At 44.4% G+C, this 13510-nt stretch carries 11 protein-coding genes; 2 read left to right on the forward strand and 9 right to left on the reverse strand.

Features of this window, described 5'->3' with window-relative positions; translation table 11 throughout:
• The first annotated feature begins 36 nt into the window (after positions 1-36).
• Positions 37-1029: a DUF4003 family protein gene (locus AC4G47_RS25930; RefSeq protein WP_491103439.1), complete on the forward strand. Its 993-nt coding sequence runs from the start codon at positions 37-39 to the stop codon at positions 1027-1029.
• Positions 1030-1221: 192 nt separating this feature from the next.
• On the opposite strand, the gene AC4G47_RS25935 is transcribed toward AC4G47_RS25930, so the two are convergent.
• The 5 genes from AC4G47_RS25935 to AC4G47_RS25955 all read right to left on the reverse strand — a co-directional run bounded on the left by AC4G47_RS25935 (position 1222) and on the right by AC4G47_RS25955 (position 8188).
• Positions 1222-2211 carry a phosphotransferase gene (locus AC4G47_RS25935; RefSeq protein ID WP_491103440.1) on the reverse strand — a complete coding sequence of 330 codons (990 nt, stop codon included), beginning with the start codon at positions 2209-2211 and terminating at the stop codon, positions 1222-1224.
• A 162-nt stretch (positions 2212-2373) separates the two neighbouring features.
• Positions 2374-4149 carry a SulP family inorganic anion transporter gene (locus AC4G47_RS25940; RefSeq protein ID WP_491103441.1) on the reverse strand — a complete coding sequence of 592 codons (1776 nt, stop codon included), beginning with the start codon at positions 4147-4149 and terminating at the stop codon, positions 2374-2376.
• 166 nt (positions 4150-4315) lie between these two features.
• A complete protein-coding gene (locus tag AC4G47_RS25945) occupies positions 4316-4645 on the reverse strand; it encodes an ArsR/SmtB family transcription factor (RefSeq protein ID WP_062836296.1) in 330 nt (109 codons plus the stop codon).
• Between the two features lie 329 nt (positions 4646-4974).
• The gene (gene gnpA / locus AC4G47_RS25950; RefSeq protein ID WP_491103444.1) at positions 4975-7155 is read right to left on the reverse strand and encodes a 1,3-beta-galactosyl-N-acetylhexosamine phosphorylase; all 2181 of its coding nucleotides are present in this window, start codon (positions 7153-7155) and stop codon (positions 4975-4977) included.
• Between the two features lie 13 nt (positions 7156-7168).
• Entirely contained in the window at positions 7169-8188 is a 1020-nt protein-coding gene (locus AC4G47_RS25955) for a glycoside hydrolase family 88/105 protein (RefSeq protein WP_491103445.1), read from the reverse strand.
• A 170-nt stretch (positions 8189-8358) separates the two neighbouring features.
• On the opposite strand from AC4G47_RS25955, the gene AC4G47_RS25960 reads away from it, so the two are divergent.
• Positions 8359-9303 (forward strand): AraC family transcriptional regulator, encoded by a 945-nt coding sequence (locus AC4G47_RS25960; RefSeq protein ID WP_491103447.1) that lies wholly within the window; start codon positions 8359-8361, stop codon positions 9301-9303.
• A 166-nt stretch (positions 9304-9469) separates the two neighbouring features.
• Here the strand turns inward: AC4G47_RS25960 and AC4G47_RS25965 are convergent, their stop codons facing one another.
• The 4 genes from AC4G47_RS25965 to AC4G47_RS25980 form a co-directional block, all read right to left on the reverse strand.
• Positions 9470-10642: a DUF4317 domain-containing protein gene (locus AC4G47_RS25965; protein WP_491103449.1), complete on the reverse strand. Its 1173-nt coding sequence runs from the start codon at positions 10640-10642 to the stop codon at positions 9470-9472.
• Positions 10643-10863: 221 nt separating this feature from the next.
• Positions 10864-11571 (reverse strand): DNA alkylation repair protein, encoded by a 708-nt coding sequence (locus AC4G47_RS25970; protein ID WP_491103451.1) that lies wholly within the window; start codon positions 11569-11571, stop codon positions 10864-10866.
• A 105-nt stretch (positions 11572-11676) separates the two neighbouring features.
• The gene (locus AC4G47_RS25975; protein ID WP_491103453.1) at positions 11677-12873 is read right to left on the reverse strand and encodes an Acg family FMN-binding oxidoreductase; all 1197 of its coding nucleotides are present in this window, start codon (positions 12871-12873) and stop codon (positions 11677-11679) included.
• A 16-nt stretch (positions 12874-12889) separates the two neighbouring features.
• Entirely contained in the window at positions 12890-13474 is a 585-nt protein-coding gene (locus tag AC4G47_RS25980) for a TetR/AcrR family transcriptional regulator (protein ID WP_458125322.1), read from the reverse strand.
• Positions 13475-13510: the final 36 nt, after the last annotated feature.

Consider the following 13510-nt stretch of genomic DNA (forward strand, 5'->3'; position numbering starts at 1 on the left):
AACTGTTAAAAATGTCTATATTCAGGAGGTCGACTTATGCAGCAGCATCATGCAGAACGAGTTGAATTATTCGTTTCCAATACCCAGATCATCAAGAAGTCGTTCAAATGGCAACATTCGATGATGCATCGTCTGGTCGCCTTGCTCTATGCAACGGAGAATAAAGTTGCTGATGGGGAAGCCATTCGTCACAGCCATGAGTTGATTAAGCAAAACACGAAACTCTTCTCTGCATTCAGAGGTAATTCTTCCATCAGCATTGCTGCCATGCTCTCTCTTACCACAGATGAAGACACGAAGCTGGCAGACACCTTACATGTCTATGACTTAATGAAAGAGATCAAATTCCGCAACTCTGATTATCTGGTTATTGCTGCCTATCAGATCGCTACTCAGGCATCACCTGACCAGTTTCAGCATATGGTGGAGCGGGCCAAATCGTTTTACGACGGCATGAAAGCGGAGCATCGTTTCCTTACTGGACAGGATGACTACATTTTTGCTGCCATGTTAGCCCTTTCCGATCTCGACGTGGATTCCGGTGTGGTACGCATGGAACAACTTTATCACGAATTAAAACCCGAATTCTCCTCCAGAAACAGTGTGCAGGCGTTAACACAGGTGTTGGTTCTTGGAGATGACAGCCCGGATGCAAGCGCTCGTGTGATTGCTTTAAATGAAGCTTTTCGCAAAAGGAATCTCCGAATGGACAAAACGTACACGTTACCCTCTCTCGGAATACTCTCCCTGTTGCCTTCTGACAGAGATTCATTAGTGGATCAAATTGTCGAAACACAGGACTGGTTACGGACACAAAAGGGCTTCGGTGCCTGGTCGATCGACAAACAGGAATTGCTCCTGTTCTCCTCTGCATTGATAGCCATTCAATATGTGGAGAATCTGCGAAACGGTGTTCTCACTTCGGCGATCTCAACCAGTATCACGAATATTATCATCGCCCAGCAGGCCGCCATGGCAGCAGCTGCCGCAGCATCGGCTGCAGCCGCTTCTTCATCATCATCGAACTAACCGAATAGAACTAACTAACGACTTGATAATCATTTCTCTGCAGTAGTAATGTTCATCTGAAACTCATAGCTCAGGTCGGCAATGCGATGTCCAGCCTGAATTTGTCCTGAATGGTATAATTTCTATTCAAACCGAAAAAAGCCGCCATATTGGCGGCATGATGATGACTTTATTCTATTTTTCTTTGAATGATTAACCAACGAGACCTGCATCTCGGAACTCTTCCACGAAACTATCCAGCCAATCCGAACCATAGTCCAGCGCACCCATATCACTCTCAATAAAAGCAACATCCAGACCCATCACCCAGAATCTGCGAGCGATAATAAAGAGATCAACCGCCTGCTCATCTTCCGAAGAGAAACCTCTGACTGAACGATATCCCGCCATCAGTGCTTTCCATAACACTTCTTTTTGCTTACCGGACTGCCTCTTTCGAGCTTTCACTTGAGCTAAATCATAGGCACGCCAGCTATTGGCTGCCCACTCGAAGTCATAATAGATGAACTGATGTTCCTGTTGAAACGCATTGTTATTCCCATGCATATCGCCATGACACAAGCCGAAGTCGAGACCTTGATTAGAGACGGCAACAATGCGCTCTTTTAATGTTCTCGCAAACGTTTGAAGAAATGCTGCTGCTTCATTGTTCTCACCGATATAGTTGATAATTCGCTCAAGAGGTTCGTCTATAAGAAACTTCAGATCCAACTCATATCGTGACAACTCCACGGTCACCTGATCCATGGCCATATGCAATTCAGCGGCAGATTGACCAAAAGCGTAACAGGACTCTTCATCCTCCAGATTATTTTCCGTACCCTCAATGTACCTAAACATCACACCCACCCGCTTGCCTTCCGCAGCCTCTAGCACAGTATATCCAGTGTCATCTTTCTTCTCGATGTATTCCCCAATGTCGGTGTGTTCCGCAGAAGCTAGAGTGTCCTTCAGTTGAGACAATAATGACAGCTCGTACTGAACATCTGCCTCCGTAATTTCAGTACGGTAGATTCGTAGAATATACAAACCTTTCGATGTGCGTACGCGATATGTATCATTCAATCCTCTGAGCCAAAATAAACATTCTTCCCACGTTCCAATGTCATACTGATCCCTCAATGCAGACTCCAGGTACCTGGGGTTAAGCACTGAACGTAAAGCAGTCGGTTGAGTGGACATATATATACTCCTTCAGTTTAATATACTATTTCTTTTTTGAGGAACGATGACACCTATTCACCGCCCAACCTATAACATAGTATATTTTTAATCTATTTTCCAGAATATATATTTTAATCTCACAAAATGCTATACTCCTATAACTCTTCTCTATTCATCCGATTAAACAGGGGTATTTGCACGGACTCGATTTCCAGATTTGAGAGCCCTCTTTGACTCTGAATCGGCATCAGCGTTCGACAAAGCAGCACATTCACGAAAGGCAAAATGTTTGCATCCCCTGCATTTCTGATCATCCAGATGCTTTAATGCAAAATGGATAGCTTCACCCGTGTGCTCAAACATATGATGCGTACCGATTTTTTCAACCAATCCCGTTCTCTTCAGCATCTCCAGAGGTTGCGTCTGAATGCCTGAAAGTAGAACCCTTCCCCCAAATCTCTCCATATGTTTGACAACATGGGCCAGATTGGACTCACCTGTCGTATCCATAAAGGGTACCTTGCCCATTCGCAACAGCAAAATACCTGGTCGCCGATGAATCGAATCCATGACCGACTTCTCAAACCTATCCGCTGCACCAAAGAATAACGGCCCTTCAACCGTATACAGGTTTATTTGCGGACAATCATGTCCTTCGTGGACCATGTGGGCCATGACTTTCTCATGTTTATGATTGGGATCGGGCAGCACTTTGGCAACCTTCATCATCTCACTCATCCGCTTAACAAATAAAAGGACGGCCATTATCAACCCAACCTCTACAGCCGTCGTTAAACTCGTGAATACGGTGAGTAAAAAGGTGGTGATCAGAACAAGCGAGTCGCTCGTTTTGGTTTTCATAACATACATGAACGACCTCCGTTCACTCATATTCCAGGCAACCATCATCAGGACTGGAGCCATACTGGCAAGTGGAATATGGGAAGCATATGGTGCGAACAGAAGAAGTACCAGTAGAACCACGATGCCATGAATAATCCCCGACAATGGTGATACAGCTCCGGATTTAATATTCGTAGCTGTACGTGCAATCGCTCCTGTTGCAGGAATACCACCGAATAGCGGGGCTACCACATTAGCGATCCCCTGCCCAATTAACTCTCGATTACTGTTATGTCGACTTCCAGTCATGCCATCAGCAACAACAGCAGACAGTAACGATTCAATTCCGCCCAACATGGCGATAACAAAAGCCGGTTGCAGCAAGCTCACAATTCGCTCCCAAGTGATCTCTGGCACCTGAAACTGAGGCAAGGAGTTAGGTATGGCGCCAAAGGATGATCCGATCGTCGCCACCTGCCCTTCAAAAAACAAAGCTGCAACAACTGTCGATAGAACCAACCCGACCAGCGACGCAGGCACCTTCGGCGCAAACCTCGGCACAAGCAGAATAACAGCCAGACAACTGCCTGCTGTCAGCAAACTATATATATTAATGGTTGAGATATGCATCCCGATTTCTTTCATATTAGACCAAAAATCTTCATGCTTCTCAATCCCGCGTAGTCCCAGAAAATTAGCAATCTGCCCACTGAAAATAATGACGGCAATACCCGCCGTAAATCCAATGGTCACGGGTCGTGGGATAAATTTAATCAACACCCCAAGTTTAAACAGCCCCATACATACAAGTATCAATCCGGCCATGATTCCAGCAATCAATAAATTCTCATATCCATACTGCATCACAATGGCGAAGAGGATCGGAATGAATGCCCCCGTCGGCCCGCCAATCTGGAACTTCGACCCACCCAGCAAGGAAATGAGAATCCCAGCGATTACCGTTGTGTACAAGCCATACTCCGGTTTGACGCCGGATGCGATAGCAAACGCCATACCGAGTGGAATCGCAATGATACCTACAATTAGTCCCGATAACAGATCCTTACGAAAAGCAGAACCATTATATCCTGCATATCTCCCCGACCATTTCATCTGACTTAACCTTCTTTTCTTTATATATTTGAATATTTGAATATAATAAGAAGACTACGCCCCTGCGAGCACTCTGTCAATCGTAATGCTCACACCTGAGGCGTTGATTACATGCAAAAAGACAAGAAGTTACCTGAATATTTCCGGTTCCTCTTGTTTAGCATGTTTATGTTTCTTTTCGGATATCTTCCAACATGGAAATGGCATCGACCAGATGATTGTCAAAGATCTGTTTGGCAACCTCCAGCAAGTCTTTAATCAAAGGGTCCCGCAGAGAGTATATGACCGTAGTCCCTTCTTTCAGTCCCTGCACAACATTTTTGCTGCGTAATACAGCTAACTGTTGCGAAACGGCGGAACCTTCTGACCCCAGGATACTTTGCAACTCGTTGACGTTCTTCGCCCCTTCACTCAGCAACTCCAGAATCTGAATCCGCATGGGGTGAGCCAAGGCTTTGAAAAAATCCGCTTTAAACTGTTGTATGCTCTGATTCATACGTTATACCCCTTCATTCAAACTTTTGAATATATAAAGATCATACCATAGTTGTGATCAAAAATTTCATTCTATGGATTACTATAGGCGCTGTATCATAGGAATAGACAGGAATCAGCCTTGACCTTTAAGTATACTTCAACCTTTATACTACACATATAAATTAGCCAAAGACGCTAAGCGCAAAATCATTGACATTATCTCCAAATGAAAAGATGTCGGAGGGAAGCGACATCGACACTTGTCATAGCAATAAGCCCACGTCTCGGCTAAATCACCACAGACCTGGGCTTATTATAAATATACCAATGGTAGGAGCTCTGACTGTCCTACACTAATTTCAAATCTCCAATCTTGGTAATCACCGTATCATATGGATCTAATTCCACAGTTTGTTTCCCATGCTCCGTATCAATCGACGTGGATTGAACCTGATCGCTATTATTGATCACGACCAATATGTTGCTCTCAGGGTAATAGGCACACTCGGTATATAAATTATCCGTGATATACTTCTCGTCACCGACTTCATTACCAGCAAAACGAATGAGATTATGCAGCAATCTTGTATTTTCCCAATTGAATTCGAACGAAGACAGGTAGATTCCTTGGCCTTTTCCGAAGGCGTGTGTGGTCAACGTAATGTTGCCATCTGTCTCGTGCAATACCTTGGCTGTACCATCCGTAAGATATATGCTACCTGTACCTTTTGACGCGATATTTGCAGCTTCCGGCACCAAACCATGCTCATCGTGAGCCTCATACGACCACTTTCCATGAACAACTCTTGCACCTGTATCCTCATCTACTCCAAGCACATGCGCCATTCTGAAAAAGTTGTCGTACCCTTCAACTGCTGAAGGCTGGTTAATGCCCATGAAGGTACCACCTTCGTACACCCACTGGGTCAGGATGTCTACACATTGGTGGTCCTTCCAGTGCTCTCCACCACTCCAAGCAGATCCAGCGGAACCGGCATTAATGACAACATCCACATCCTTCAATGCGCCCTGACGAATATCTTCAAAATCAATGAACTTAACCTCGATCGGTAAACCGGATAACGCCTCATTCACATGAATCAGATCATGCATATGTGTTTCATGAAAATGACCGGACAAGGTCCACGATCTTAACTTGCCCCAGCTATGCAGAACGGCCACCTTCGTCTTGATCTGATAAGGCTTTCCAGCCTGATGCAGCTCTTTCATTTCCCTGAATTCATGGGCAATCTTCTCGATGTAATCCACAAAGTCCGGGTAAGGTTCAACCAGATGCAAGTATCCACCCAGTCCAATCCGGTCAATCGACTCACGCAGCAGCGCACGTCGGATATTAATCCAATATTTCTTCGCATCCAGTGTAGGATCTCCGCCCTCTTTGAAGGTAGGAAGCCCGCCTAAACCAACTGGGAACAAGTATGGATGTAATCGAATCTCATGGGTTTCCACCTTAACGCCTGAGCACATTCTTGCCTCATAACCGGAAAACACACATTTGATCATGCCGTCGAATCCAAATTCCTCAAAGCGATCATTGTACGGCTCCATGCCTACCCAGCTGTCATCATAGAAGACATACGCCAGCTTGTCATGTTTGTGCACAATATCAATCAACTTTTTACCGAATTCAATCACAAAATCATTGATAAATGCCATCCAGTCCAGTTTGCGCTGATCCGCAGGCATATGAGTGACCTGATATTTACCGCCATTCACAAAGTCTTCGGCAGAGAGCGAGTATCCATATTTCTGAGCAAACAGATCCAGCGCTCTCGAACTTACCGTGAAATCGTATGAACCCCAATCCGAGAACAGATGGCGATTCCGCTCATCACTGCCCCAGATCCAGGCGAAATTATAAAATAGAGACGTAAAACGTACAACCGTTGTTTCCGGATGATCTTGACACCACTTTTCCATCCAATCCAGCAGATAGGTTTGTGTGTCCGTATAGATCGGGTCAATCTGCATCAGGTGCTCTTTGTCCCAGTTATTGGTCGTATGATTGTACATGGAAATCTCTTCCCATATCCGATAAACCATGAAACTCACCGTGTATTTATGCCAAGGAGCAACCCCAGTAATGACAACATTGCCAGATTCCCTTTCATAATTCCACTGTCCTCTAGGAACTTCTTCCCCAGTCGTTCGATCATAAACTTGCCAATATTTAAACGCTTCTTTGGAATCATTCACTCTGAATTGTTCAGCGAAGAAGTCCTCCATCAGATAGATGGATACATAATCTTGCACAGCGACCTTGGGATTCGTAATGAGAAAACATTGCTGCAGCTTATCCAGATTACGGGATGCCCACTCATTATGATCCCGAATAATGCAGATGGTTGAATAGATACCATATCCGGCATTGATAATCTCATCCGATAATTTTGTACCGTCACTGTCTCGAATCACATCGGCTCCCCAGCGATCGGCAAGTTCCAGCGTCAGTGCCTCATATCCGGATTCTCCCGGTAGTGTAAAGGAGCCTTTGGTTGGTTTGGACATTTTGGTTCCCTCCCTATCTCAACATATCGGACAGAAAAGCGAGTGCCAGGCCCTGACCCCAGCCCTGAATCCAGTCTTTTGGAATATTGCGATAGCCATCCCGATCCTTCATCACTGCTGTACCGCCAGAAACACCAAGCACGCGTCCATCTTCGCTAATGTTGCTCAGGATGCCTTCCAATGCCTTTTGCACATATTTGGTATGCAGTGGATTGCCATTATTGATCATGGCTGCTGCAATGCCAGCGGAAGCCGATACCTCTTCATACGAATCTTCGTCATCCAGAACCGTACGCCACAAGCCATTCTCGGTTTGCACCAGCTTGAGAGCCGCCAATTGATCGCGAAGTGCACACTCTACATCCATACACTGCGGATACAAATACCAGTCGTTCAGTTGCGGTTTCACTTGAGACATCGTATAGGCTCCCCAAGCGTTCGCTCTTCCCCAGTAAAAGCCGGACATGTGGTCCTTGTTGATATTGTTATAGCCGTGATACCACAGACTGCTGCTCGGATCTTGCAGGTATTTGATATGCCAGTAATACTGATTCAGCGCATCCTGAATCATGGCTTCGTCTTTTAATTTACTACCTACGCGGAGCAGGAAAAATGCCGCCATAAACAGGGTGTCCGCCCAAGCCTGTTCCGGAAAATCATTGGAAACGGATACCGTATGCTGAAGCACATGGTCGCCAAAGCGAAGCGCATGATTCTGGAGATAATCGACTTTGCTGAGGACAATATCCCAATATTTCTGATCCCCGGTTTCTTCATATAAAGTGATGAGCACATGGCCCATGGCACATGTATTTACCGTCCAACTCGGCAGCCCCAGCTCGATATATTCGTCTGCCCATTTCACCAGCCTGTCCAGAATCTCTTGGTTGCCTGTCGTTTGATAGGCTCTGGATACTCCATAATAAGCCACACCGCCGGGCCAATCCCATGTCAGATCCATATCCAGTGTTTTCTTGGTAACGTTCTCGATTACGTGTAGAATCTGTTCCCTGTCATATTTCACTTGAAGCATTGTTATTCCCCTCTCCCTCCGCACACGCCCCCAAGTGCGCCCTGAGAGGTGTCCGTCCATTTTTGTAAACGCTTTACTTATTCCATTGTACGCAGTAAAATAGTCTCAATCTAAGCATATTCACAACAAAACTGCGCAATTTCAATCATTTATGAATGGGAGTACCGAATATGCCCAAAAAAAAGAAGCCTGTCATTGAATATCGGCACTATAGTCTGCCGATGAATTTTCCTATCCTGTTGTTAAGCGGAGAGCGTTGGAAAATTTCCGATATCAAAAGCGAACATCTTCATTTTCATAACCTTCTGGAGATTGGTGTCTGTCATTCGGATAGCGGCATCATGGAGATTAAGGGTGAATCCGTCCCCTTTCAAGCAGGTGATGTGACTTTTATTCCCAGATATATGCCTCATACGACGTACAGTTCACCTAATACAGCCAGCCTGTGGTCCTATATCTTTTTTTCGCCAGACGACCTCTTTCAGCATACATTCAAAAGTACATATAGCGACTTCGAGCCAAATTTGCTGGCAGTAACGGGATCTAACTGTATCTTGAACAAGGAACAACATCCCAAGGTATACGCCCTTGCCGCATCAATCATTGCAGAATTGGAACAACAAGATTCGTATTATCAGGAAAGTGCCTATGGACTATTATTGTCCCTTTATATCGAACTGCTTCGGATCCATTCAAAGAAGGAAAATAGGATTGGTTCCGAACCCGAATCAGAAGGCGTAAACGGGGATCTTGTGATTTCCCCGGCTCTGGAGCATATCAACAAACACTATATGACAACCATATCCATCCATTCTCTGGCGAATTTATGCCATTTGAGTACCACTCATTTTCGCAGAAAATTCCATGAAATCATGGGTACAACTCCTCTCGATTTTCTCAACAGCACCCGAATTGAGGAGGCTTGTAAGCAATTAAAAAGCACAGATGCTTCTATACTTTCGATCTCCGAACAGGTCGGTTTTCATTCCATTTCCAGCTTCAACCGTTGTTTCAATAAACTCATGGGGATGTCTCCCAAAGTATGGCGCAAAGGTGCACAATCCGAAGTGCAATCCGCGAAAGCGTCGATATTAGAATTTACGGGGTGGGTGTAGCGTATGGAAACTATCTTCATGCAATTGCTATTGACTTACTTTTGAACTGCCTGGATTGACAAAAAAACAGACCACAATCCAACGGAGGGATTACAGTCTGTTCCATTCTTCTTGTTGTTTTGCAAAACATCATTGCAGAGTTGTCCTTGGATTGAACGTATTTAACTCAAAGCGTCTCCGTAGTGAGTGTAAAGCCTTCAATCACGACATCTTCGTCCACTTCAATCATGATGCACCGTCTGCCTTGATGATTCACCTGCTTCACATACCTCAGATCTTGCGGGCTAACCGTAATCGTGGCAACCTTGGTTTCAATCTTGATGGACTTGGACGTAAACTTCGGCATAACGCTGGTTGCTTTCATTTCATAATTCTTGTTGTCCACGATGGTCTCGAATGCACGTTCCACTTTCTCTGTCGTCAGATCCTCTACACCGCTTGCGGTCAGTACACGCTCCAGATCTTTATAATCCAGCTTCGGAGGTTCTTCCTCATGGGACTCTTCGTTAATTTCGATGACTCGGTTAATCTCCTCGTATACATGTGCAATGGTGGCTGAATCGAGCTGTTCACCAGCCACTTCCTTCACGATATCTTCGAAGATCGCCCGCTCTTCCAGTGCGGTCACGGATCTTTCTCCATTCAATACATTTTCAACGAAATGCGAATCCGGGAAATTGGATTTTCCTGTGCAATATAGTACACGATTCACATCGGAGTAGTTGTCCGTCACGCTAGGGTACAGGAATCCTTGCTCTGGCGTGCTTAATTTGATAATCGGATCGACAATAACGTTGTATTTGAATTCTCTCTCCACGTAATCAAACAAGAGCGTTTTTCGCTGCTTCTCCGTGGAGTTTACACTGCACAGGATGAATGGATGGGCGAACACTTCATTCTTCTCGCTCTCTTCCGTAGCTTCGTTTCTAGCCTTCGTCGGCAGATAGTACTGTCCACGCACGAACGTGGCCACCATGTCCCGCTCATACTTCGCATCCACCAACATTCGATCCACGATCAGCAGCATCAGATCCTGCCATTCATCCGGATCACCTGTTACCAGAGCCTGGTGAAGCAGCACCTGCGCCGGGTCCTCCGCCGCTTCCTGGAACTTCAACTCAAACAACTTCTGATCCAATTCACCCATCAGCAATTTTTTGAAATTGCCCATGTAGAGCTCCTGCTTCTCTCTGTCCACCAGTTCGAACGGGTGACGCTCCCAGTGATAGACCTCATTCGTTTCCTTCGTAATGTACACGTTGAGAATATCGTAAATATTCAGTAGATCATGATCCAGTTTAAACTGCTTGCGTATATGCGCGACTTCTTTTTTATTCATATTGGATTCGGCAACTCCTTAGATATGTTTCTGGCTTTATTAGTATAAAGGATCGACAGAGAATTTGTTGACTAACTTGTTGCTTGACGGTTACTATATTTGGGTTACCCAAGTACGTGATATTCACAACAACACAAAAAGGGAGACACTCTCTACATATACGAGCACCTCCTGTATGTGTTACATCTCCTGAAGTTCGAATCTATTGCAGCAATTACTATTTAACACCTTACATATTTGCGTTTGAAACCCGTCCGCCCTTTATCCACTGCCTTTTGGATATTCTCAGAGGCATTCAGCAGCTTGCTCTTGGGCTTGTCCTTGTTCACTTCGACAGGGCCAACAGCCTTGGCTATCTCCACCGCCTGATCATGCAACGGTTGATAGGATGTTGCAACGGTAAACAGGAAGTTGTTCATCGAATATTTCGTTCGTTCCGGAGATTCATGAATTGTCTTTTTCACCTGTTCGAGCATCGCCATAATTTTATTTTCGGAAAACTCAGCATCCTTCCGGCTTCCGAGCAGCCAACAGTAACAGCTCCATCCCGCTGACATCCTCAGCTCGTCACCACTTGCAATCCACGCATCGGCTACCTCTTGCGCAATGTCTGTCTCGGATAACGTCACAGCAACGATGTAGTCGGAGATCATGTGAAAATAAGCGGCATCGATCCAGCGATCAAAATCGGCTGGCGTCATCACTTTGGGATCGGCAATTACACCTGCAAAGTACATCGCATCATAATTCCCCGTCGCGTATAGTTGCTCGGCCAAGGGTTGATCCTTTTTGATCCGCTTCGCGATTGGTTTCATCGCACCGGTTGCCACGCCAAAGAGCGGCTCATGCGCACCGTTGGAGATGTAGATTTTTTTCATTCGTTCTTTACCCAACGCTTCAAGCTCTTGCATAACCTCTTCCAAATTCATTTTAGCTGGCCCCTTTCTTTTGTTACTTTCCGTTACTACTGATCTAGCATCAAATTGTCTTCATTGTATCACAGCCAGTAGTCATACTATACTTCCAAATCCTCACTATAAGATTACTTCACGTATAGATCTTCTTGGACTAGGGTGTGTTTCTTTTAACGGGTAACCACATCTAAAAATAAATAATCCTCCCCATGAAGGATCGCCAGCAACCTTTTTGAACTCCGTTCTGAAAGGTGCCGGTCCACCAAGTTTTGTTTCACGGTCAATCATCTCATTTAATTGATTTAGTGGTTGCATGGCTAGCCCGAGATTTGTCCCGTATAGGTGAATCCTTTGCCATGCTCTACCTGCTCTTGCACGTTGTTCATTATCATTCATGTTTCTTACTGAGATTAATCCATAGGCTGTGGCTGTAGCTGTATGCGTATTTTTAGTTGATGATAACCAAAATTGATTATTTCTTTCATGTGACATGGGGGGTAATATTTTACCGAGTGCCCTTATCAAAAAGGAGCTGCCTTGTGCATCTAAAGTAATACCATCTCGTTCATCTTGTATGTCTTTCCAATTCTCTTTAAACCATTTATTACTTTCTACACTCATTTCCTCATCAGCTATAATGGCTTCGGTTGCTTGGACAATTAAATTTCCTATCCTTTTCTTTTCTTCAGAGGTGGAGAACCACGAGATTTTCACCGTTTCCTCATCGGCAATTAGATCTATTATATCTGTAAGTATTGATTTAGAAATCAATTGGTTAGGGTCATATTCTCCTCGGTGTGTATGTCTATGGGGAATGGCTTGATATAAGGGAGAGTCATATTTGGTCCCTTGAATAAGGTCAATACGAGCAATACAGTAGGGCTCAAGCTTGTTTGGTGAATAGGTCAATTTTGGATCATACCCATGTGCATTTGCAGATAATAGAAGATTCTCAATGGCACATCCGAGACCAATAAACATTTCCCTCCTCAACGGATCAAACGCTCCAAGATTTCTGCTCTCGTCTGCATATAATTCGATATACGTATCCGTTACTTTAAAGAGCCATGGTTGCGTGTTGTGTGGATTAGAAGCTAAGATTGCATCACTTACCAGGGCAAGTGGACCTTCTTTTACTTTTTCTTCACTCCTATTCCAGGGTTCATAGGCAGGACCTTTTCCGGTGCTAAAGACACCTTGGTCAAACATCCTCCACGTTAACCCTGCAAATGAAATGACGAATACGGCTCCCCCTAATTTCTTTAAAAAAGATCTCCGAGTAACTTTTTCAGATTCAGCTTTCTCTGTACTGCTCATCTGATCTCCTCCAATCTCATTTTATGTATGGACCAATTACCGTCATAATGAGTTGAATACCCTGTTCCATTTGCTCTTTAGAGACAGTTTCATTATTGGTTTCAAGAAAAGCAAGCCAGTAGTTACTTATAATCCAGCATATGGTTAATAACGAATCCATCTGTGATGGGTCTTCAGGTAAGCGCAGAACACCAACTTCTATAAAAAGTTGAATAAATTCTTTTTGTTCATCCATGCGTTGTCCTTGTATTCGTTGATGTCTGTCTTTCAGGAGCGGATCCATCTTCATCAACACAATCAGTTCTCGATAGAAAAATCGGTATTTCCACTGTAATTGAAAGGTATATCTAATGATTGATTTCAGGTCCTCCAAGGTAGGCTGCCAATTCGAAACGGGAACCTGCCAAACCATATCCCATTCTTGAATCATTTTTTCTAATATAGCCCTAATAATTTCTTCTTTATTTTTGAAATGATAGTATAAATTCCCTGTGCTAATTCCCAATTCCTTTGCGATATGGTTTGTCGATACAGAACTAGTGCCTTCTAGATTAAACATGGCAATAGCTGTCTCCATAACTTTTTCTTTCGTCTTATTCAACTAACTCTCCCCCACCACAAAAATAGAGTAAATACT

This window comes from Paenibacillus sp. Negev47 (assembly GCF_058313655.1).